The 20,049-nt window shown below is 65.7% G+C and carries 29 protein-coding genes; all 29 read left to right on the forward strand.

Going from position 1 to position 20,049, the window contains the following annotated elements:
• Positions 1-133 precede the first annotated feature (133 nt).
• Positions 134-508 carry a 30S ribosomal protein S12 gene (gene rpsL, locus ACW9PK_RS09015; RefSeq protein ID WP_012397684.1) on the forward strand — a complete coding sequence of 125 codons (375 nt, stop codon included), beginning with the start codon at positions 134-136 and terminating at the stop codon, positions 506-508.
• Positions 508-978: a 30S ribosomal protein S7 gene (rpsG, locus tag ACW9PK_RS09020; protein WP_064845213.1), complete on the forward strand. Its 471-nt coding sequence runs from the start codon at positions 508-510 to the stop codon at positions 976-978. The genes rpsL and rpsG overlap by 1 nt, the downstream gene beginning before the upstream one ends.
• A gap of 79 nt (positions 979-1,057) precedes the next feature.
• Positions 1,058-3,172 carry an elongation factor G gene (gene fusA / locus ACW9PK_RS09025; protein ID WP_085106407.1) on the forward strand — a complete coding sequence of 705 codons (2,115 nt, stop codon included), beginning with the start codon at positions 1,058-1,060 and terminating at the stop codon, positions 3,170-3,172.
• Positions 3,173-3,332: 160 nt separating this feature from the next.
• Positions 3,333-4,523 carry an elongation factor Tu gene (gene tuf / locus ACW9PK_RS09030; protein WP_064845211.1) on the forward strand — a complete coding sequence of 397 codons (1,191 nt, stop codon included), beginning with the start codon at positions 3,333-3,335 and terminating at the stop codon, positions 4,521-4,523.
• Positions 4,524-5,037: 514 nt separating this feature from the next.
• The gene (gene rpsJ / locus ACW9PK_RS09035) at positions 5,038-5,346 is read left to right on the forward strand and encodes a 30S ribosomal protein S10 (protein ID WP_003803825.1); all 309 of its coding nucleotides are present in this window, start codon (positions 5,038-5,040) and stop codon (positions 5,344-5,346) included.
• Positions 5,347-5,362: 16 nt separating this feature from the next.
• Positions 5,363-6,019 (forward strand): 50S ribosomal protein L3, encoded by a 657-nt coding sequence (rplC, locus tag ACW9PK_RS09040; RefSeq protein WP_035959743.1) that lies wholly within the window; start codon positions 5,363-5,365, stop codon positions 6,017-6,019.
• A gap of 5 nt (positions 6,020-6,024) precedes the next feature.
• Positions 6,025-6,648 (forward strand): 50S ribosomal protein L4, encoded by a 624-nt coding sequence (gene rplD / locus ACW9PK_RS09045; RefSeq protein WP_035959733.1) that lies wholly within the window; start codon positions 6,025-6,027, stop codon positions 6,646-6,648.
• Positions 6,645-6,950 (forward strand): 50S ribosomal protein L23, encoded by a 306-nt coding sequence (rplW, locus tag ACW9PK_RS09050; protein ID WP_035959727.1) that lies wholly within the window; start codon positions 6,645-6,647, stop codon positions 6,948-6,950. Before rplD ends, rplW begins: the two co-directional genes overlap by 4 nt.
• 31 nt (positions 6,951-6,981) lie before the next feature.
• Positions 6,982-7,821 carry a 50S ribosomal protein L2 gene (gene rplB / locus ACW9PK_RS09055; RefSeq protein WP_035959718.1) on the forward strand — a complete coding sequence of 280 codons (840 nt, stop codon included), beginning with the start codon at positions 6,982-6,984 and terminating at the stop codon, positions 7,819-7,821.
• Positions 7,822-7,833: 12 nt separating this feature from the next.
• Positions 7,834-8,115 carry a 30S ribosomal protein S19 gene (gene rpsS / locus ACW9PK_RS09060; RefSeq protein ID WP_035959716.1) on the forward strand — a complete coding sequence of 94 codons (282 nt, stop codon included), beginning with the start codon at positions 7,834-7,836 and terminating at the stop codon, positions 8,113-8,115.
• A 53-nt stretch (positions 8,116-8,168) separates the two neighbouring features.
• The gene (rplV, locus tag ACW9PK_RS09065; RefSeq protein WP_012397693.1) at positions 8,169-8,534 is read left to right on the forward strand and encodes a 50S ribosomal protein L22; all 366 of its coding nucleotides are present in this window, start codon (positions 8,169-8,171) and stop codon (positions 8,532-8,534) included.
• Entirely contained in the window at positions 8,535-9,368 is an 834-nt protein-coding gene (gene rpsC / locus ACW9PK_RS09070; protein ID WP_085106408.1) for a 30S ribosomal protein S3, read from the forward strand.
• Positions 9,368-9,784: a 50S ribosomal protein L16 gene (gene rplP, locus ACW9PK_RS09075; RefSeq protein WP_085106409.1), complete on the forward strand. Its 417-nt coding sequence runs from the start codon at positions 9,368-9,370 to the stop codon at positions 9,782-9,784. Before rpsC ends, rplP begins: the two co-directional genes overlap by 1 nt.
• A 3-nt stretch (positions 9,785-9,787) precedes the next feature.
• The gene (gene rpmC, locus ACW9PK_RS09080; RefSeq protein WP_085106410.1) at positions 9,788-10,084 is read left to right on the forward strand and encodes a 50S ribosomal protein L29; all 297 of its coding nucleotides are present in this window, start codon (positions 9,788-9,790) and stop codon (positions 10,082-10,084) included.
• Complete coding sequence (gene rpsQ / locus ACW9PK_RS09085) at positions 10,081-10,368, forward strand: 30S ribosomal protein S17 (protein WP_035959699.1); 288 nt, start codon at positions 10,081-10,083, stop codon at positions 10,366-10,368. Before rpmC ends, rpsQ begins: the two co-directional genes overlap by 4 nt.
• Positions 10,369-10,921: 553 nt before the next feature.
• Positions 10,922-11,290, forward strand: a complete 369-nt coding sequence (gene rplN / locus ACW9PK_RS09090; RefSeq protein WP_035959693.1) for a 50S ribosomal protein L14 — start codon at positions 10,922-10,924, stop codon at positions 11,288-11,290.
• 1 nt (position 11,291) lies between these two features.
• Complete coding sequence (gene rplX / locus ACW9PK_RS09095; protein ID WP_167318192.1) at positions 11,292-11,630, forward strand: 50S ribosomal protein L24; 339 nt, start codon at positions 11,292-11,294, stop codon at positions 11,628-11,630.
• Complete coding sequence (gene rplE / locus ACW9PK_RS09100; protein WP_085106411.1) at positions 11,630-12,199, forward strand: 50S ribosomal protein L5; 570 nt, start codon at positions 11,630-11,632, stop codon at positions 12,197-12,199. Before rplX ends, rplE begins: the two co-directional genes overlap by 1 nt.
• Positions 12,200-12,273: 74 nt before the next feature.
• Positions 12,274-12,672, forward strand: coding sequence for a 30S ribosomal protein S8 (rpsH, locus tag ACW9PK_RS09105; RefSeq protein WP_035959672.1), 399 nt, complete (start codon positions 12,274-12,276; stop codon positions 12,670-12,672).
• 31 nt (positions 12,673-12,703) lie between these two features.
• A complete protein-coding gene (gene rplF / locus ACW9PK_RS09110; protein WP_064845209.1) occupies positions 12,704-13,240 on the forward strand; it encodes a 50S ribosomal protein L6 in 537 nt (178 codons plus the stop codon).
• A gap of 2 nt (positions 13,241-13,242) precedes the next feature.
• A complete protein-coding gene (gene rplR, locus ACW9PK_RS09115) occupies positions 13,243-13,614 on the forward strand; it encodes a 50S ribosomal protein L18 (RefSeq protein WP_035959658.1) in 372 nt (123 codons plus the stop codon).
• Complete coding sequence (gene rpsE / locus ACW9PK_RS09120; RefSeq protein ID WP_064845208.1) at positions 13,611-14,339, forward strand: 30S ribosomal protein S5; 729 nt, start codon at positions 13,611-13,613, stop codon at positions 14,337-14,339. The genes rplR and rpsE overlap by 4 nt, the downstream gene beginning before the upstream one ends.
• The gene (gene rpmD / locus ACW9PK_RS09125; RefSeq protein WP_035959642.1) at positions 14,339-14,545 is read left to right on the forward strand and encodes a 50S ribosomal protein L30; all 207 of its coding nucleotides are present in this window, start codon (positions 14,339-14,341) and stop codon (positions 14,543-14,545) included. The genes rpsE and rpmD overlap by 1 nt, the downstream gene beginning before the upstream one ends.
• Before the next feature lie 2 nt (positions 14,546-14,547).
• Positions 14,548-15,015 (forward strand): 50S ribosomal protein L15, encoded by a 468-nt coding sequence (gene rplO / locus ACW9PK_RS09130; protein WP_064845207.1) that lies wholly within the window; start codon positions 14,548-14,550, stop codon positions 15,013-15,015.
• A 230-nt stretch (positions 15,016-15,245) separates the two neighbouring features.
• A complete protein-coding gene (secY, locus tag ACW9PK_RS09135; RefSeq protein ID WP_064847281.1) occupies positions 15,246-16,559 on the forward strand; it encodes a preprotein translocase subunit SecY in 1,314 nt (437 codons plus the stop codon).
• 78 nt (positions 16,560-16,637) lie between these two features.
• A complete protein-coding gene (locus ACW9PK_RS09140) occupies positions 16,638-17,204 on the forward strand; it encodes an adenylate kinase (RefSeq protein WP_064847280.1) in 567 nt (188 codons plus the stop codon).
• Between the two features lie 153 nt (positions 17,205-17,357).
• Positions 17,358-18,191 carry a type I methionyl aminopeptidase gene (gene map, locus ACW9PK_RS09145; protein ID WP_457015614.1) on the forward strand — a complete coding sequence of 278 codons (834 nt, stop codon included), beginning with the start codon at positions 17,358-17,360 and terminating at the stop codon, positions 18,189-18,191.
• 115 nt (positions 18,192-18,306) lie between these two features.
• Positions 18,307-19,455, forward strand: a complete 1,149-nt coding sequence (gene rlmN, locus ACW9PK_RS09150; protein ID WP_064847279.1) for a 23S rRNA (adenine(2503)-C(2))-methyltransferase RlmN — start codon at positions 18,307-18,309, stop codon at positions 19,453-19,455.
• A gap of 366 nt (positions 19,456-19,821) precedes the next feature.
• Positions 19,822-20,043, forward strand: a complete 222-nt coding sequence (gene infA / locus ACW9PK_RS09155) for a translation initiation factor IF-1 (RefSeq protein WP_012397711.1) — start codon at positions 19,822-19,824, stop codon at positions 20,041-20,043.
• Positions 20,044-20,049: the final 6 nt, after the last annotated feature.

Genomic DNA, 20,049 nt, shown 5'->3' on the forward strand with positions numbered 1-20,049 from the left:
TGCCATCTTTCGTCATGCTCGGACACGGTTTCGTCGCAGTCACTACTGCTGATCCGTCCCGGCGGGCCCGGGATCAATATTCCGCCATCAACGGGGGGCGGCCACCGCCGGTCCCGTTCCAACAGGAGGCACTGTGCCAACTATCCAGCAACTGGTCCGCAAGGGCCGGCACTCCAAGGTCGTGAAGACCAAGGCCCCCGCGCTCAAGGGCAACCCCATGAAGCGCGGCGTCTGCACCCGCGTGTTCACCACGACCCCCAAGAAGCCGAACTCGGCGCTGCGCAAGGTGGCCCGTGTGAAGCTCAACGGCGGCGTGGAAGTCACCGCCTACATCCCGGGTGAGGGTCACAACCTTCAGGAACACTCCATCGTGCTCGTGCGCGGTGGTCGTGTGAAGGACCTGCCGGGTGTCCGTTACAAGATCGTGCGCGGCGCGCTCGACACCCAGGGTGTCAAGGGCCGTCAGCAGGCTCGCTCCCGCTACGGCGCGAAGAAGGAGAAGAAGTAATGCCTCGTAAAGGTCCCGCTCCCAAGCGCCCCCTCGTCGTCGATCCCGTCTACGGCTCGCCCGTGGTCACGCAGCTGATCAACAAGGTCCTGCAGGACGGCAAGAAGTCCACCGCCGAGCGCATCGTCTACGGTGCCCTCGAGGGTGTGCGCAACAAGACCAACTCCGATCCCGTGGCCACCCTGAAGAAGGCCCTCGACAACGTCAAGCCGGCCCTCGAGGTCCGCTCCCGTCGTGTTGGTGGCGCCACCTACCAGGTGCCGGTCGAGGTCAAGGCAGGCCGCGCCCAGGCGCTGTCCCTGCGCTGGCTCGTGGGCTACTCCAAGGCGCGTCGTGAGAACACCATGACCGAGCGTCTGCAGAACGAGATCCTCGACGCCTCCAACGGCCTCGGCGCCGCTGTGAAGCGCCGCGAGGACACCCACAAGATGGCCGAATCCAACAAGGCCTTCGCCCACTACCGCTGGTAAAATTCGGTAGTCCTGTCGGCCCCGCCCCGCGCGGGGCCGACACCAGGGCCCGGCACTACCTTTTACGAAGGGAACCATCGTGGCACTCGACGTGCTTACCGACCTCAAGAAGGTCCGCAATATCGGCATCATGGCTCACATCGATGCCGGTAAGACCACGACCACCGAACGAATCCTGTTCTACACGGGCATCAACCACAAGCTCGGCGAAACGCACGACGGTGCATCCACGATGGACTGGATGGCTCAGGAGCAGGAACGCGGCATCACCATCACGTCCGCCGCGACCTCGTGCTACTGGCACGACTACCAGATCAACATCATCGACACCCCGGGTCACGTGGACTTCACGGTCGAGGTCGAGCGCTCCCTGCGCGTGCTCGACGGCGCCGTGGCCGTCTTCGACGGCAAGGAGGGCGTGGAGCCCCAGTCCGAGACCGTGTGGCGCCAGGCCGATAAGTACGAAGTGCCCCGCATCTGCTTCGTCAACAAGATGGACAAGCTGGGCGCCGACTTCTACTTCACCGTGGACACCATCAAGTCCCGCCTGGGCGCGACCCCGCTCGTGCTGCAGCTGCCGATCGGTGCCGAGAACGACTTCGTGGGCGTCATCGACCTGGTGACCATGAAGGCTCTCGTGTGGGAGGGCGACTCCAAGGGTGACGTCTCCCTGGGCGCCAAGTACGAGACGCGCGAGATCCCCGAGGACCTGAAGGACCGCGCGGATGAGTACCGCAACCAGCTCGTCGAGGCCGTCGCGGAGGCGGACGACGAGCTCATGGAGAAATACCTCGGCGGCGAGGAGCTCACCGAGGACGAGATCAAGGCCGGCATCCGCAAGCTGACGATCACCTCCCAGGCCTACCCCGTGCTGTGTGGCTCGGCGTTCAAAAACCGCGGCGTTCAGCCCATGCTCGATGCCGTGGTGGACTACCTGCCCTCCCCGCTCGATGTGGAGGACGTGCAGGGCCACGCCATCAACGACGAGGAAGAGGTCATGACCCGCACCGCGGACGCCAACGGCCCCTTCGCGGCGCTGGCGTTCAAGGTCGCCTCGCACCCGTTCTACGGCCAGCTCACGTATATCCGCGTGTACTCCGGCAAGGCGAAGGCCGGCGAGCAGGTCATGAACTCCACCAAGGGCAAGCGCGAGCGCATCGGCAAGCTCTTCCAGATGCACTCCAACAAGGAAAACCCGGTGGACGAGATCTCCGCCGGTCACATCTACGCCGCGATCGGTCTGAAGGACACCACCACCGGTGACACCCTCTCGGACCCGAACAACCAGATCGTGCTGGAGTCCATGAGCTTCCCCCAGCCTGTGATCTTCGTGGCCATCGAGCCCAAGACCAAGGGTGACCAGGAGAAGCTGTCCACCGCCATCCAGAAGCTCTCCGCGGAGGATCCCACCTTCACGGTGTCCCTCAACGACGAGACCGGCCAGACCGAGATCGGCGGCATGGGCGAGCTGCACCTGGACATCCTGGTGGACCGCATGAAGCGCGAGTTCAAGGTCGAGGCCAACGTGGGCAAGCCGCAGGTGGCCTACCGCGAGACCATCAAGAAGGCCGTGGACAAGGTCGACTACACCCACAAGAAGCAGACCGGTGGTTCCGGCCAGTTCGCCAAGGTGCAGGTTTCCTTCGAGCCGCTGCCGCTGGACGCGGAGGAGCTGTACGAGTTCGACAATGCCGTGACCGGTGGTCGCGTGCCGCGCGAGTACATCCCCTCGGTGGACCACGGTATCCAGGACGCCATGCAGTTGGGCATCCTCGCGGGCTACCCGGTGGTGGGCGTCAAGGCCACCCTGATCGACGGTGCCTACCACGACGTGGACTCCTCGGAAATGGCGTTCAAGATCGCCGGCTCGATGGTGTTCAAAGAAGGTGCCCGGCGTGCCAACCCGGTCCTTCTCGAGCCGCTCATGGCCGTGGAGGTGCGTACCCCGGAAGAGTACATGGGTGACGTCATCGGTGACCTGAACTCCCGCCGTGGCCAGATCCAGTCCATGGAGGACGTCGCGGGTGTCAAGCTCGTGAAGGCCCTGGTGCCCTTGTCGGAGATGTTCGGCTACATCGGTGACCTGCGGTCCAAGACCCAGGGTCGCGCGGTGTACTCGATGGAGTTCGACAGCTACTCGGAGGTCCCCAAGGCCGTGGCCGAGGAGATCATCCAGAAGAACCGCGGCGAGTGAGCCGGCGGGGCCCACGCCCCGTGATTTCAGTAAATTCGTAATCCAGAAGTAGACTTGCACAGGTTTCGACACGCGCAGCGTCTGAAGCGCTGTGGTCCCACGCTCCGTGGTCCGGAGCAGTCGAGCAAGTCTCACCTCAATGTTCTAGGAGGAACACATCATGGCGAAGGCCAAGTTCGAGCGCACCAAGCCGCACCTCAACATTGGCACCATCGGCCACGTTGACCACGGCAAGACCACGCTCACCGCTGCGATCTCCAAGGTCCTGGCCGACAAGTACCCGGACGTCAACGAGCAGCGTGACTTCGGTGCGATCGACTCCGCCCCGGAGGAGAAGCAGCGCGGCATCACGATCAACATCTCCCACATCGAGTACCAGACCGACAAGCGTCACTACGCCCACGTGGACGCCCCCGGTCACGCTGACTACGTGAAGAACATGATCACCGGTGCTGCTCAGATGGACGGCGCGATCCTCGTGGTCGCCGCGACCGACGGCCCCATGGCCCAGACCCGCGAGCACGTCCTGCTCGCCCGCCAGGTGGGCGTGCCCTACCTGCTGGTGGCGCTGAACAAGTCCGACATGGTCGACGACGAAGAGCTGCTCGACCTCGTCGAGATGGAGGTCCGCGAGCTGCTGTCCGACCAGGGCTTCGACGGCGACAACGCCCCCGTGGTGCGCGTCTCCGCCCTGAAGGCCCTCGAGGGCGACGCCGAGTGGGTCAAGTCCGTCGAGGACCTCATGGAGGCCGTGGACGAGAACGTCCCGGACCCCGTGCGTGACACCGACAAGCCCTTCCTGATGCCCATCGAGGACGTCTTCACGATCACCGGTCGCGGCACCGTGGTGACCGGCCGCGCCGAGCGCGGTACCCTGCCGATCAACTCCGAGGTCGAGATCGTGGGCATCCGCCCCGTGCAGAAGACCACGGTGACCGGTATCGAGATGTTCCACAAGCAGATGGACGAGGCCATGGCCGGCGAGAACTGCGGTCTGCTGCTGCGCGGTCTCAAGCGCGACGACGTCGAGCGTGGCCAGGTCGTGTGCAAGCCGGGTTCCATCACCCCGCACACCGACTTCGAGGCCAACGTCTACATCCTGTCCAAGGAAGAGGGCGGGCGTCACAACCCGTTCTACTCGAACTACCGCCCGCAGTTCTACTTCCGCACCACGGACGTCACCGGCGTCATCACCCTGCCCGAGGGCACCGAGATGGTCATGCCCGGTGACAACACCGAGATGACGGTCGAGCTGATCCAGCCGATCGCCATGGAGGAAGGCCTCGGCTTCGCCATCCGTGAGGGTGGCCGCACCGTGGGCTCCGGTCGTGTGACCAAGATCAACAAGTAAGACCCGTTGATCCGGTGAGGCGCTGAGTCGAACCTTCGAGAACCCCGTGGTCCGTTCAGGACCGCGGGGTTCTCGCATGTCCGGGCGGCGGCGTGCCCGCCGGCCCGGGGGAGTAGGGGCGTGGCCGGTTTGCGCGCTCCCCCGGATCTCTGGCAGAATGGTCGCTGTTGTTCGCTCAGCGACGCGGGATTCCGTGCGCCGGTCGAGCGCGTGGAGTCCATTGCGAGAACCGGGTGCGGAGCAGTCGCGCAACCGAAGCAAACGCAATGCAGCGAACTTCCACGCGGATATCACCGCGGACAACCATTTTTCAACCGGCACCGCATCATTGTGTGGACCGGGCGGCGCGCTCCTCGCGCGACACGCCCGAGTTCGGGTGCCGGGGCCCCGACAGGGTGAGGAACCCGGAAGTTTCCGGATTCAGTCTGTGCGGGGTGGCGAGCACGATCGCCGAGCACAAGGAGTCCGCGGACTCCATACAGGGAAGTACTTGAAGAAAGAGAGTCACGACGCCATGGCGGGACAAAAAATCCGCATCCGGCTGAAGTCCTATGACCACGAGGTCATCGACGTCTCGGCCCGGAAGATCGTTGAGACGGTGACGCGCGCAGGCGCCACGGTGGTGGGACCCGTCCCGCTGCCCACCGAGAAGAATGTGTACTGCGTGATCCGCTCGCCGCACAAGTACAAGGACAGCCGTGAGCATTTCGAGATGCGCACCCACAAGCGGCTGATCGACATCATCGACCCCACGCCCAAGGCCGTCGACTCGCTCATGCGCCTCGACCTGCCCGCTGACGTGAACATCGAAATCAAGCTGTAAAAAGGATCGCACCCCAATGACTACCACTTTCGAACGCCAGGTGAAGGGCCTGCTGGGCACGAAGCTCGGCATGACCCAGGTCTGGGACGAGAACGGGAAGTTCGTGCCGGTGACCGTGGTCAAGGCCGACTCCAACGTCGTGACGCAGCTGCGCAACGAGGACAAGGACGGCTACAACGCCGTGCAGATCGGCTTCGGTGCGATCGATCCCCGCAAGGTGACCAAGCCACTGGCCGGTCACTTCGCCGCTGCAGGCGTGACGCCCCGTCGTCATGTCGTCGAACTTCGTACTTCCGACGCCGCTGAGTACGAGCTGGGACAGGAACTGTCCGTCGAGCTCTTCGAGGCCGGCGCCAAGGTCGACGTCGTCGGCACCACCAAGGGCAAGGGCACCGCGGGTGTCATGAAGCGCCACGGCTTCGCCGGTGTGGGCGCTTCCCACGGTGCACACAAGAACCACCGCAAGCCGGGTTCCATCGGCGGCGCATCGTACCCCGCTCGCGTGTTCAAGGGCATGCGCATGGCCGGCCGGATGGGCAACGCCCGTCACACGACCATGAACCTGACCGTGCACGCTGTCGACGCCGAGAACTCCCTGCTGCTCATCAAGGGCGCCCTGCCGGGCCCCAAGGGATCGGTCGTCCTCGTCCGTTCCACCGTGAAGGGAGCCTGATACTCATGGCAACTGAAACCGTCAACGTCGAGCTGCCCGCTGAGATCTTCGACGCCCAGACCAACGTGGCGCTGCTGCACCAGGTCGTCGTCGCACAGCTGGCCGCCGCCCGTCAGGGCACGCACAAGACCAAGACCCGCGCGGAGGTCTCCGGCGCCGGTCGCAAGCCGTTCAAGCAGAAGGGCACCGGCCGGGCTCGTCAGGGCTCCATCCGTGCCCCGCACATGACCGGCGGTGGAGTGGTGCACGGCCCCACGCCGCGTGACTACTCCCAGCGCACGCCCAAGAAGATGAAGGCTGCCGCCCTGCGCGGTGCCCTCTCGGACAGGGCCCGTAACGGCCGCATCCACGTGGTCGCGGACCTGGTGAGCGGCGAGCAGCCGTCCACGAAGGCCGCCAAGGAGGCGCTGCGTTCGCTCACCGAGCGCAAGAACCTGCTCGTGGTGCTGAACCGTGGCGAGGACAACGCCGCGCTGTCCGTGCGCAACCTGGTCAACGTGCACGCCGTGTACGCCGATCAGCTCAACACGTACGACGTGCTCGTCTCGGACGACGTGGTCTTCACCAAGGCCGCTTACGACTCGTTCGTCGCAGCCGCGTCCGGTAGCAAGCAGGAGGACGCCAAGTGAGCGTTATCTACAACAAGGACCCGCGCGACGTCATCATCCGTCCCGTGGTCTCCGAGAAGTCCTACGGTCTGATCGACGAGGGCAAGTACACCTTCCAGGTGGCCCCCTCCGCCAACAAGACCGAGATCAAGTACGCGATCGAGCACATCTTCGGTGTCAAGGTCGCGTCCGTGAACACCCTCAACCGTCCCGGTAAGCGTAAGCGCACGCGCTTCGGCTGGGGACAGCGTAAGGCCACCAAGCGTGCCATCGTGTCCCTCCGGGAAGGCTCCATCGACATCTTCGGCGGTCCGCTCTCTTGAGCGGAGACCACTTTAACGAGGAACTCAAAACATGGCTATCCGTAAGCACAAGCCGACAACCCCGGGCCGTCGTGGCTCGTCGGTTGCGGACTTCGTAGAAATCACGCGCACCACGCCCGAGAAGTCCCTGGTGCGTCCGCTGCCCAAGAAGGGCGGTCGTAATAACACCGGCCGCATCACCACCCGTCACAAGGGTGGCGGGCACAAGCGCCAGTACCGCGTGATTGACTTCCGTCGTCACGACAAGGACGGCGTGGACGCGAAGGTCGCCCACATCGAGTACGACCCGAACCGTACGGCTCGGATCGCGCTGCTGCACTACGTGGACGGCACCAAGCGCTACATCATCGCGCCGAACCGCCTGCGTCAGGGCGACGTCGTGGAGTCTGGCCCCAACGCCGACATCAAGCCGGGCAACAACCTGCCGCTGCGCAACATCCCCGTGGGTACCGTGCTGCACGCGGTGGAGCTGCGTCCGGGTGGGGGAGCCAAGCTCGCCCGTTCCGCCGGCGCATCCGTGCAGCTGGTCGCCCGTGAGGGCAAGTACGGTCAGCTGCGCCTGCCCTCCGGTGAAATCCGCAACGTGGACGTGCGCTGCCGCGCGACCGTGGGCGAGGTCGGTAACGCCGAGCAGTCCAACATCAACTGGGGCAAGGCCGGACGTAACCGCTGGAAGGGCATCCGCCCGACCGTCCGCGGTGTGGTCATGAACCCCGTGGACCACCCGCACGGTGGTGGCGAGGGCAAGACCTCCGGTGGTCGTCACCCGGTCAACCCCAACGGTAAGCCCGAGGGACGCACCCGTCGCCCCAACAAGGAAAGCGACAAGCTCATCGTGCGTCGTCGTCGTACCGGCAAGAACAAGCGCTAAGGAGCCTGACTAATGCCACGCAGCCTCAAGAAGGGCCCTTTCGTTGATCAGCACCTCTTCGTGAAGGTCGCCAAGGAGAACGAGAAGGGCACCAAGAACGTCATCAAGACGTGGTCCCGCCGCTCGATGATCGTGCCCGACATGCTCGGACACACGATTGCCGTGCACGACGGACGCAAGCATGTCCCGGTGTTCATCACTGAGTCGATGGTCGGGCACAAGCTCGGCGAATTCGCCCCCACCCGCACGTTCCGCGGCCATGTGAAGGACGACAAGAAGGGCAAGCGTCGCTGACCCCTCGGGGTGAGCACGTTGCACTTCTTCGACAAGACGAGAGAAGGAAAGCAATGGAAGCCAAGGCATCTGCGCGCTACATCCGCGTGACGCCTATGAAGGCCCGGCGCGTCGTCAACCTGATTCGTGGCCAGCAGGCGAATGAGGCGTTGGCGATTCTGAAGTTTGCCCCGCAGGCAGCTTCAGAGCCGGTGTTCAAGGTTCTCGAATCCGCCGTGGCCAACGCCCGGCAGAAGGCCGACCGCGAGGGTCTCGCGTTCAAGCCGGAAGACCTCGTGGTCTCCGCGGCCTTCGTGGACGAGGGACCCACCATGAAGCGGTTCCAGCCGCGTGCCCAGGGTCGTGCGTTCCGCATCAACAAGCGCACGAGCCACGTGACCGTGGTCGTGGCGACCCCGGAGAAGGAGGAGGTCCGCTAAGTGGGACAGAAAATCAACCCCAACGGATTCCGTCTGGGTATCACCACCGACCACGTCTCGCACTGGTACGCGGACTCGAACCAGCCGGGTCAGCGCTACAAGGACTACATCCGCGAGGACGTGAAGATCCGCGAGCTCATGTCCACGGGCATGGAGCGCGCCGGCATCGCCAAGGTCGAGATCGAGCGCACCCGTGACCGCGTCCGCGTGGACATCCACACGGCGCGCCCGGGCATCGTGATCGGCCGCCGCGGCGCCGAGGCGGACCGGATCCGCGGTGAGCTCGAGAAGCTCACCGGCAAGCAGATCCAGCTCAACATCCTCGAGGTCAAGAACCCGGAGACCGATGCCCAGCTCGTCGCTCAGGGTGTCGCCGAGCAGCTGGCCTCCCGTGTCGCGTTCCGTCGCGCCATGAAGAAGGCCATCCAGTCCGCGCAGCGCGCCGGTGCCAAGGGCATCCGGATCCAGTGCGCCGGCCGCCTCGGTGGTGCGGAGATGTCCCGTTCGGAGTTCTACCGCGAAGGCCGTGTGCCCCTGCACACCCTGCGCGCGAACATCGACTACGGCTTCTTCGAGGCCAAGACCACCTTCGGCCGCATCGGCGTGAAGGTCTGGATCTACAAGGGCGACCTGACCGACAAGGAACTCGCTGCCCAGCAGGCCGCTGCTCCCTCCTCGCGGGGTCGCAACGACCGTCGCGGTGGCGGCGGGGGCGAGCGTCGTCGTCGCCCGAATGACCGTAACGACCGTGGCGGGCGCCGTGAGCGCGACTCCGCCGCAGCCCCGCAGCAGAACACCGCTGCGGAGGCGACCAACGCAGAGGGTGGTAAGTAATGCTCATCCCACGTCGTGTGAAGTTCCGTAAGCAGCACCACCCGCGTCGTCGGGGTCAGGCCAAGGGCGGAACCCAGGTCACGTTCGGCGAGTGGGGCATCCAGGCGATGAGCCCGGCGTACGTCACGAACCGTCAGATCGAGGCCGCGCGTATTGCCATGACCCGTCACATCAAGCGTGGCGGCAAGGTCTGGATCAACATCTACCCGGACCGTCCCCTGACCAAGAAGCCCGCCGAGACCCGCATGGGTTCCGGTAAGGGTTCCCCCGAGTGGTGGATCGCCAACGTCAAGCCCGGACGCGTCATGTTCGAGATCTCGGGCGTGAGCGAGGAAGTGGCCCGTGAGGCCCTGCGCCTGGCAATCCACAAGCTCCCGATGAAGGCACGCATCGTGCGTCGCGAAGGCGGTGAATGATCAATGGCTATTGGATCCAAGGATCTGAACATGGAGAACCTCGCGGCTCTCGACACCGGTGCCCTCACCGACCAGCTGCGCACGTCCAAAGAAGAGCTGTTCAACCTGCGCTTCCAGGCCGCGACCGGTCAGCTCGAGAGCAACGGCCGTCTCAAGTCCGTCAAGCGCGACATCGCCCGGATCTACACCGTGCTGCGTGAGCGCGAGCTCGGGATCCGCGAGGACGTGGCGCCGGCTGCTGAGAAGACCGAGAAGAAGGCCTCGAAGAAGGCTGCCAAGTCTGAGGATGATGCCAAGTGAGCGAGCAGGTTAACAACGAATCGGCCGCGGCCGAGCGCGGTGACCGCAAGACCCGCCAGGGCTACGTGGTCTCCGACAAGATGGACAAGACCGTGGTCGTCCAGGTCGAGGACCGCGTCAAGCACGCCCTGTACGGCAAGGTGCTGCGCAAGTCCAAGCGTGTGAAGGCCCACGACGAGCAGAACACCTGCGGCGTCGGGGACCTCGTGCGCATCGCCGAGACCCGTCCGCTGTCCGCCACCAAGAACTGGCGGATCGTGGAGATCATCGAGAAGGCCAAGTAAGTCCTCCTCGACAGCGTCAAGGGCCCCCGACCGGTTGCGGTCGGGGGCCCTTGCGCGTGCACGACGGCGCTGCCCGGCGCCGTTCCCGCGTCCACCCGCGCCCCGGCCGCCGGCCTGTCCATCGATTGGCGTTCCCCGCCGGGGCGCGGTAGAGTAGGCCGGTACGCGTGTCGACACACGTGTGCCCACTCTGACTTCGACCCTGCTGAGTCAGAATCCACGTCCGCCCCACGTGCGCTGTGCGCACCGTACCGGGACGGCGGCAAGCCCCGCGGTGCGTCCGTGGGCGGCTCCGCGCATTGCACGCCGCGGTTGCTGCGACAACTTGCTCGTTGATTCTGCATTCAGCCACGAATCCGAGCAGGGCAGCACGGCGAACCCGTTCGCCATCCATGTGTGAGCGATCATCGCGTACGAACTCCGCGCACGCCCCGGACCCCTCCTACGGTCACGGGGAACACCGTGGCGTGGAGCGTTCACACGACCACCGTTCCGCAAGGCTCGGCATTCAGCACCATCGGATGAGAACCAGCGCGACGACAGGAGTAAATCAGTGATTCAGCAGGAATCGCGGCTGAGGGTCGCCGACAACACGGGTGCGAAGGAAATTCTCACCATCCGTGTGCTCGGTGGATCCGGACGCCGTTACGCAGGCATTGGCGACATCATCGTCGCCACCGTCAAGGACGCCATCCCCGGCGGCAACGTCAAGAAGGGTGACGTCGTCAAGGCGGTTGTGGTCCGTACCAAGAAGCAGAGGCGCCGTCCCGACGGTTCCTACATCCGTTTCGACGAGAACGCCGCAGTGATCTTGAAGAACGACGGGGACCCCCGCGGCACGCGCATCTTCGGCCCCGTGGGCCGCGAGCTGCGCGACAAGAAGTTCATGAAGATCGTCTCGCTGGCCCCGGAGGTGCTCTGACATGGCGAAATTCAAGATCAAGACCGGCGACCTGGTTCAGGTCATCACCGGTAAGAACAAGGGCGAGCAGGGCAAGGTCCTGCGCGTGATCACCGAGACCTCCCGCGTGGTGGTCGAGGGCGTCAACGTCGCGACCAAGCACAAGCGCGCCAACGCCCAGGGCGAAGCCGGCGGCCTCGTCAAGTCCGAGGCTCCGATCCACATCTCCAACGTGATGCTCGTGGACCCGGAGACCGGCAAGCCGACCCGTGTGGGCTACCGCACCGAGACCGTGGAGCGCAACGGCAAGCAGAAGACCGTCCGCGTTCGCGTGTCCAAGAGCACCGGCAAGGATCTGTGATGAGCGAAACCACCGAAACCAAGTTCACCCCCCGGTTCAAGACCAAGTACCAGGAGACCGTCGTCCCGGCCCTGCAGGAGCAGTTCGGCTACGCGAACGTCATGCAGATGCCGCGCGTGGTCAAGGTCGTGGTCAACATGGGTCTGGGCGAGGCGGCCAAGGACTCCAAGCTGGTGGACAACGCCATCAAGGACCTCACCGCCATCACCGGTCAGAAGCCCGTGGTCAACCGGGCCAAGAAGTCCATCGCGCAGTTCAAGCTGCGTGAGGGAATGCCCATCGGCGCGCACGTCACCATGCGTGGCGAGCGGATGTGGGAATTCCTGGACCGTCTCGTCACGCTCGCGCTGCCGCGTATCCGTGACTTCCGTGGTCTGTCCGACCGCCACTTCGACGGCAACGGCAACTACACCTTCGGTCTGACGGAACAGTCCATGTTCCACGAGATCGATCAGGACAAGATCGATCGCGTGCGCGGTATGGACATCACCGTGGTCACCTCCGCCACGACCGACGACGAGGGTCGCGCGCTGCTCAAGGCGCTCGGTTTCCCGTTCAAGACCAACTGATTCCATCGACGTCAGAAGGTCCCTGCGGGCTGCAACCGGCAGGGAAACCCTGACGAGGAAGGGCTGAAGCCCACATGACAATGACAGATCCCGTCGCAGACATGCTGACGCGGCTGCGCAACGCGAACTCGGCCTACCACGACACCGTGAGCATGCCGTACTCCAAGCTCAAGGCTCGGATCGCGGACATCCTCAAGGCCGAGGGCTACATCGCCGACTGGTCCGAAGAACCCGCACGGGTGGGCAAGACCCTGACCCTGTCGCTGAAGTTCGGTTCCAACCGTGAGCGCTCGATCGCCGGTGTCCGGCGCATCTCCAAGCCGGGCCTGCGCGTGTACGCGAAGTCCACCGAGCTGCCCCGCGTGTTCGGCGGCCTCGGCATCGCGATCCTCTCCACGTCCTCCGGGCTGCTGACCGACAAGCAGGCCGGCAAGAAGGGCGTGGGCGGGGAAGTCCTCGCGTACGTCTGGTAACCGGTAGCACAGAAGAAGAAAGGAAGAAGACATGTCACGTATTGGACGTCTCCCGATCTCTGTGCCCGCCGGTGTGGAGGTCTCCGTGGACGGTTCCGTGGTGCAGGTCAAGGGCCCCAAGGGCGAACTGACCCACACCGTGCCCGCGCCCATCACCGTGGTCGTCGAGGACGGCACCGTGCAGGTGTCCCGCCCCAACGACGAGCGCGAATCCCGTTCCTTGCACGGCCTCACGCGCACCCTGATCTCCAACATGATCCAGGGTGTCTCGCAGGGCTACGCCAAGCAGCTGGAGATCGTGGGCACGGGTTACCGTGTCCAGGCCAGGGGTGCCAACCTGGAGTTCGCTCTGGGTTACAGCCACCCGGTGCCCTTCAACGCTCCGGACGGCATCACGCTGTCCGTCGAGGGCGCCAACAAGGTCACCGTTTCCGGTATCGACAAGCAGCAGGTTGGCCAGGTCGCCGCGAAGATCCGCTCCCTGCGTCTGCCCGATCCCTACAAGGGCAAGGGCGTGCGCTACGCCGGCGAGCAGATCCGCCGCAAGGCCGGAAAGGCTGGTAAGTAATCATGGCTCTCGTAATCAAGGGAAAGTCGAAAGCTGCTCAGCGGGCACGGCGTCACCGCCGCGTGCGCAAGCACATCGCCGGAACCGCGCTGCGCCCCCGTCTGGTGGTCACGCGTTCCACCCGCCACATGGTCGCCCAGGTGATCGACGACGACAAGGGTTTCACCCTGGTCTCGGCGTCCACCATGGAAAGCGATCTGCGTGCGTCGTCCGACGACAAGACCGCCAAGGCCAAGCGCATCGGTGAGCTGATCGCCGAGCGTGCCAAGGCTGCGGGGATCGAGACCGTCGTGTTCGACCGCGGCGGCAACAAGTACCACGGCCGCGTGGCCGCGGTGGCCGAGGGTGCCCGTGAAGGAGGTCTGGCGCTGTGAGCGAGCAGAAGAACGAGAAGGAAACTCAGGTGAGCGAAGCCACCAACGGTTCCAACACGACGACCGAGGCGAACACCTCGGAGCGCCAGGGGACCGACGAGAACCGCGGTGGCCGCGGCGGTCGTAACGACCGTGGCGGTCGCAACGAGCGCGGTGGCCGCAACGACCGTGGTGGTCGTGGGGGCCGCGGCGGGCGCGACGACGACAAGGACAAGTTCCTCGAGCGCGTCGTGACCATCAACCGTGTGTCCAAGGTCGTCAAGGGTGGTCGTCGCTTCAGCTTCACCGCTCTCGTGGTCGTCGGTGACGGCAACGGCATGGTCGGCGTGGGCTACGGCAAGGCCAAGGAAGTTCCCGCCGCGATCTCCAAGGGCGTGGAGGAGGCCAAGAAGAACTTCTTCCGGGTCCCCCGCGTGGAGAACCGCACCATCCCGCACCGTGTGCAGGGTGAGGCCGCGGCTGGCGTCGTCATGCTGCGCCCGGCGACCCCGGGTACCGGTGTGATCGCCGGTGGTCCGGTGCGTGCGGTGCTCGAGTGCGCCGGTATCCACGACGTGCTGTCCAAGTCCCTGGGCTCGTCCAACCAGATCAACATCGTGCACGCGACCATCCAGGCGCTGCGTGAGCTCGAGGAGCCCGCCTCCGTGGCGGCCCGCCGTGGCCTGCCCATGGACGAGGTCGTTCCCGCGCCGTTGCTGCGTGACATCCAGAAGGCAGGTGCCTGATGAACGGAAAGCGCATTCAGGCCACCGGCGCGTCCCTGCGCGTGAAGCAGGTCCGCTCCGTGGTCGGTCAGAAGCAGAACATGCGCGACACGCTGCGTTCGCTCGGTCTCAAGCGTCCGGGCCAGGTCGTGGAGCGCAAGGCCGATGCCGCCACCGTGGGCATGATCAACACGGTGTCGCATCTCGTAGAGGTTGAGGAGGCCTGAGCATGGCTGAAAACACCGAGAGCAAGCGCCACGCTCTGAAGGTCCACCACCTGCGTCCCGCCCCCGGCTCGCACCAGGCCAAGACGCGTCTTGGCCGTGGCGAGGCCTCGAAGGGTAAGACCGCGGGCCGTGGTACCAAGGGCACCAAGGCGCGTTACCAGGTCAAGGCCGGTTTCGCGGGCGGTCAGCTGCCGCTGCATATGCGCCTGCCCAAGCTGCGCGGGTTCAAGAACCCGTTCCGCGTGGAGTACCAGGTCGTGAACTTGGACCGCCTGGGCGAGCTGTTCCCCGAGGGTGGCACGGTCACCGTCGCGGACCTGGTCGCCAAGGGTGCGGTGCGCAAGAACCAGCCCGTGAAGGTGCTCGGAAGCGGGGAGATCTCCGTGGCGCTGAACATCACCGCGGACAAGTTCTCCGCGTCCGCGTCGGAGAAGATCGCCGCGGCTGGTGGGTCCACGCAGAACGCATGAACCGATCCCAGTGTTCGGTTGTAGGGTGAATCCCTGAACTCGAACGGGCCCCGTGCCGGATTGCCGGCGCGGGGCCCGTTGCGTTACCCCCACGGCGACGCCCGGACCGCGTCGCCGGAATCGCTTTACCAGGATGTCGCAAGACCGACCGCCGGGGTCGCGGCGGATCCTTCGCTAGACTTGCCCGGGGTCGGAACCCACCGGGCCACCACGTTTTTGGAGGAGGACCTGTGCTCAGTGCTTTCGCACGGGCGTTTACCACGCCGGAGCTGCGCAACAAGCTGCTGTTCACACTGGGGATCATTGTGATCTACCGGTTGGGGACGTTCATCCCCGCACCGGGTGTGGACTACGGCAACGTGCAGCAGTGTCTCGCCCTGGGCAACACCACGGGTGGCGCGTACGACCTGGTCAACCTGTTCAGCGGTGGGGCCCTGTTGCAGCTGTCCATCTTCGCGCTGGGCGTGATGCCCTACATCACCGCGAGCATCATCGTGCAGTTGCTGCGCGTGGTGATCCCGCGGTTCCAGGAACTGCACGAGGAGGGTGCGCAGGGGCAGACCAAGCTCACGCAGTACACCCGCTACCTCACGATCGGGCTGGCCGCGTTGAACGCGACCACCGTGATCTCCCTGGCGCGTTCGGGCAACCTGCTCGGCAACTGCCCCCTGCCCGTCATTCCGGACGACTCCCTCTTGGTGCTCGTGATCATGATCCTCACGATGACCGCGGGCACCACCGTGATCATGTGGCTCGGTGAGCGCATCACGGACCGCGGCGTGGGTAACGGCATGTCCCTGCTGATCTTCACCTCCATTGCGGCCACGTTCCCGTCCGCGCTCGGTGACATCCTGCGCACCCGCGGTTGGGGCCTGTTCCTGGGCGTGTGTGCCGTGGGACTGGTGGTCATCACATGCGTGGTGTTCGTGGAGCAGTCGCAGCGCCGGATCCCGGTGCAGTACGCCAAGCGCATGGTGGGCCGCCGCACCATCGGCGGGACCAGCACCTACATCCCGCTCAAGGTCAACATGGCCGGCGTGATCCCCATCATCTTCGCGTCCTCCATGCTCATGCTGCCCACGATGATCGCGCAGTTCGCGATGCCCGACGACGGCAGCCCCGTTCCGGGGTGGGTCAACTGGGTCAACACGTACCTGGCCCGCGGTGACCACCCGATCTACATGACGGTCTACTTCCTGCTGATCGTGGCCTTCACGTACTTCTACGTGTCCATCACGTTCAACCCCGAAGAGGTCTCCGACAACATGAAGCGCTATGGCGGCTTCATCCCGGGGATCCGCGCGGGCCGTCCCACCGAGAACTACCTGCGCTACGTGCTCTCCCGGATTACGCTGCCCGGTGCGCTGTACCTGGGCATCGTGTCCATGATCCCGCTCGTGGCGCTCGTGCTCTTCGACGCCAACCAGAACTTCCCCTTCGGTGGCCCGTCGCTGCTGATCATGGTGGGCGTGGGTCTGGACACCGTCAAGCAGATCGACGCCCAGTTGCAACAGCGCCACTACGAGGGTCTGCTGCGCACCTGAGCCCGTGCACGGCCACGGCAGGCGAGTCCACCGCCCGGTAGAGTGGGGGAGAACCTGACGTTGACGCAAGGAGAGAACATGACCCGCATGTTGATCATTGGACCGCCGGGCGCGGGCAAGGGCACCCAGGCCGCGCGGATCTGCGAGCGACTAGGCGTTCCCGCGATCTCGACCGGTGACATCTTTCGCGCCAACATCAAGGAACAGACCGAACTCGGCAAGGAAGCCCAGCGCTACACGGACGCCGGGAACCTGGTCCCGGATTCCGTGACCAACAACATGGTGCGTGACCGGTTGTCGCACGACGACGTCCGCGACGGCTTCCTGCTGGACGGGTACCCGCGCACCGTGGCCCAGGTCCGTGAACTGGACCGGATCCTCGAGGCCAACGGGGTCTCCCTGGACGTGGTGCTGCTGCTTACCGCGGACAACGAGGAACTCGTCTCCCGGTTGTTGGGCCGCGCCCAGGACCAGGGCCGCACGGACGACACCGAGGACGTCATCCGGCACCGTCTGGACGTCTACGACGAGCAGACCGCACCGGTCGTGGAGCTGTACGAGGACCGGGGCATCGTCACGCGCGTGGACGGACTCGGCGGCATCGACGAGGTCACCGAGCGCATCCTGGCGGCATTGCCCGCCTGAGCCGCAATCCACACGAACGGCGCCGCTCGGCCGCGGCCGGGGGCGCGCCGTCGATCACCAGAACCATCACGAGCCCCCAGACCGGCGCGACGCGTCGGTCCGGGGGCTCGCCCGTCAGACGAACATCAACCATCAGGGGAGGTCCCGAGCACCGTGTTCGGACGCCGCAAGATCCAATTGAAGTCGGACGCCGAGTTGGCGGCCATGTCCCGGGCGGGCGTGGTCACGTCACTCGCGCTCGACGCCGCGGTCGCGGCCGCCGTCCCCGGGGCCACCACCGCGGACCTCGACCGTGCATTCCGCGAGGTCCTGGACGAGTACGACGCGCAGTCCAACTTCCTGGGCTACTACGGCTACCCGGCCACGGTGTGCACCTCCGTCAACGACGAGGTCGTGCACGGAATCCCCGGGCAGCGCGTCTTGGCGGACGGTGACATCGTATCGATCGACGGCGGTGCGATCGTGGCCGGTTGGCACGGGGACTCCGCGCGCACCGTTCTCGTGGGGACGACCCACGACCCCGCCGACCAGGAACTGTCGGACGTCACGCGTGCGGCCATGTGGCGCGGCATCGCCGCGATGGCCACCGGTACCCACGTGGGGGACATCGGCCGCGCGGTCGAGGACCACGTGCGGGACACCGTGGGCGGGCGTCTCGGGATCCTCGAGGACTACGTGGGCCACGGCATCGGCACCGAGATGCACATGGCCCCGGACGTCCCCAACTACGCGGTCAGCAATCGCGGGCCCAAACTCGTCACGGGCATGGCTCTGGCCATCGAACCGATGCTCGTGCGCGGCGGGATCGAGACCCGCGTGCTCCAGGACGAATGGACGGTCGTGACCACGGACGGCTCGCGCGCGAGCCAGTGGGAGCACACCGTGTGCCGCCACAGCCAGGGCGTGTGGGTGCTCACCGCGGAGGACGGTGGCCGCTCCGAACTCGAACCCTTGGGGGTCCGCCCGGTCCCGATCCCCGCTGCCTGACGGCCCCGCCGCCTGACGGCCTGCCGCCGCAGGTCCGATCGTCACAGCTCGTCCCGCAACGTCCACCCGACCCCTGACACCACAGAACCACCCCGAGAACAGGGAGAGGATTCCCATGACGGCACAACCCGTTGAGATCACCCCGAAACCCAAGACCGGCCAGCTCGTGTTCAAGCCCGCGCGGCGCGGCAAGCCCCCGCTGCACCTCGCGGACTTCGACATGGCCGGCCGCAAGCAGTTCCTGCAGGACGCGGGCTACCCCGCGTTCCGGGCGTCGCAGCTGTCCAAGCACTACTTCGAGCGCTTCGAGGCAGACCCCGCGGCCATGACGGATCTGCCCGCCGCCCAGCGGGACGAGCTCGCGGCCAAGGCACTGCCGCCGCTGTTGACCACCGTGCGGCAATTGCGCGCGGACCAGGGGATGACCGTCAAGTCCGTCCACCGGTTGTTCGACGGCGCTATGGTCGAGTCGGTACTCATGCGCTACGACAAGCGCGTGACCATGTGCATTTCGTCCCAGGCGGGGTGCGGGATGAACTGCCCGTTCTGTGCGACCGGCCAGTCCGGCCTCACACGCAACCTCTCCGCCGCCGAGATCGCCGATCAAGTGGTCCAGGGTGTGCGGGCGCTGCGCGACGGCGTGGTGGGGGACCCGGAGGACGTGCCCCAGCGGGTGTCCAACATCGTGTTCATGGGCATGGGGGAGGCCCTGGCCAACTACAAGGCCACCATGGGCGCCGTACATCGGATCATCGACCCTTCCCCGGAAGGACTCGGGATCTCCGCGCGCGGGCTCACCATGTCCACCGTGGGTCTGGTTCCCGGGATCCGTAAGTTCACCCTCGAGAAGCTGCCCATCACGCTGGCGCTGTCCCTGCACGCGCCGGACGACGAACTGCGCGACGAACTGATCCCCATCAACACCCGCTGGAAGGTGGACGAGGCGCTCGACGCCGCGCGCGACTACTACGACGCCACCGGCCGGCGCGTGTCGATCGAGTACGCGCTGATCCGTGATATCAACGACCAGGGCTGGCGGGCGGACCTGCTGGGGGAGAAGCTCAACAAGCGTGGTGCCGGGTGGGTACACGTGAACCCCATCCCGCTCAACCCCACCCCCGGCTCCAAGTGGACGGCCTCGCGCCGTGGCGTGGAGCAGAACTTCGTGGAGCGCCTGCGCGCCCACGGCATCCCCACCACGGTGCGGGACACTCGCGGCTCCGACATCGACGGCGCGTGCGGCCAGTTGGCCACGGACGTCTGAGCCGGCGCGCGCTCACCCGCGTCGTGAGGGGTGGGCCCAGCGAACGGGCGGCCCGGTGTCGGCCGACGGGACCAGGCTCACGGACTATCGGGACCACACTCACGGAAGAGCACCACCGCGGTGCGGGGGGGGGCTGACGGCGGGGCAGCGCGGCGTCGTCGTGGCGCTGCCCTCCGGTTTGCGAAGACGGACGAAACAGCGTAGTGTCGTGCGTTGGTTGTTTGTGCTCGCAGACCGAGCCGCGCCCACCCATCCCATGACCCCCACTGCGAATCGTAGTGCGGGGTTGTTCGTCTGGGGGGACTACCGGTCCGGGCACCGCCGTCCGGTAGGACAACCGGACCCCTCGAGAAGTTAGCGGAGGATATGGCCAAGAAAGACGGAGTCATCGAGATCGAAGGCACTGTGGTCGAGGCACTGCCCAATGCGTCGTTCCGTGTTGAGCTGACCAACGGTCACAAGGTGCTCGCCCACATCTCTGGCAAGATGCGCCAGCACTACATCCGGATCCTCCCTGAGGACCGCGTCGTGGTGGAGCTCAGCCCCTATGACCTTTCCCGAGGCCGGATCGTCTACCGCTACAAGTAAGACCCA

This window comes from Kocuria sp. MNB10 (genome assembly GCF_054073685.1).

Bases quoted from the DNA above. Each gene is read 5' to 3' on its own strand.
- rplF (WP_064845209.1), top strand. From the start codon at position 12,704: ATGTCACGTATTGGACGTCTCCCGATCTCTGTGCCCGCCGGTGTGGAG.
- rplO (WP_064845207.1), top strand. From the start codon at position 14,548: ATGGCTGAAAACACCGAGAGCAAGCGCCACGCTCTGAAGGTCCACCAC.
- rplC (WP_035959743.1), top strand. From the start codon at position 5,363: ATGACTACCACTTTCGAACGCCAGGTGAAGGGCCTGCTGGGCACGAAG.
- rplP (WP_085106409.1), top strand. From the start codon at position 9,368: ATGCTCATCCCACGTCGTGTGAAGTTCCGTAAGCAGCACCACCCGCGT.
- rpsS (WP_035959716.1), top strand. From the start codon at position 7,834: ATGCCACGCAGCCTCAAGAAGGGCCCTTTCGTTGATCAGCACCTCTTC.
- rpsJ (WP_003803825.1), top strand. From the start codon at position 5,038: ATGGCGGGACAAAAAATCCGCATCCGGCTGAAGTCCTATGACCACGAG.
- rplE (WP_085106411.1), top strand. From the start codon at position 11,630: ATGAGCGAAACCACCGAAACCAAGTTCACCCCCCGGTTCAAGACCAAG.
- rpmD (WP_035959642.1), top strand. From the start codon at position 14,339: ATGAACGGAAAGCGCATTCAGGCCACCGGCGCGTCCCTGCGCGTGAAG.
- rlmN (WP_064847279.1), top strand. From the start codon at position 18,307: ATGACGGCACAACCCGTTGAGATCACCCCGAAACCCAAGACCGGCCAG.
- tuf (WP_064845211.1), top strand. From the start codon at position 3,333: ATGGCGAAGGCCAAGTTCGAGCGCACCAAGCCGCACCTCAACATTGGC.
- rpsG (WP_064845213.1), top strand. From the start codon at position 508: ATGCCTCGTAAAGGTCCCGCTCCCAAGCGCCCCCTCGTCGTCGATCCC.
- infA (WP_012397711.1), top strand. From the start codon at position 19,822: ATGGCCAAGAAAGACGGAGTCATCGAGATCGAAGGCACTGTGGTCGAG.
- ACW9PK_RS09140 (WP_064847280.1), top strand. From the start codon at position 16,638: ATGACCCGCATGTTGATCATTGGACCGCCGGGCGCGGGCAAGGGCACC.
- rplB (WP_035959718.1), top strand. From the start codon at position 6,982: ATGGCTATCCGTAAGCACAAGCCGACAACCCCGGGCCGTCGTGGCTCG.
- rplR (WP_035959658.1), top strand. From the start codon at position 13,243: ATGGCTCTCGTAATCAAGGGAAAGTCGAAAGCTGCTCAGCGGGCACGG.
- rplV (WP_012397693.1), top strand. From the start codon at position 8,169: ATGGAAGCCAAGGCATCTGCGCGCTACATCCGCGTGACGCCTATGAAG.
- rplX (WP_167318192.1), top strand. From the start codon at position 11,292: ATGGCGAAATTCAAGATCAAGACCGGCGACCTGGTTCAGGTCATCACC.
- rpmC (WP_085106410.1), top strand. From the start codon at position 9,788: ATGGCTATTGGATCCAAGGATCTGAACATGGAGAACCTCGCGGCTCTC.
- rplD (WP_035959733.1), top strand. From the start codon at position 6,025: ATGGCAACTGAAACCGTCAACGTCGAGCTGCCCGCTGAGATCTTCGAC.
- rpsH (WP_035959672.1), top strand. From the start codon at position 12,274: ATGACAATGACAGATCCCGTCGCAGACATGCTGACGCGGCTGCGCAAC.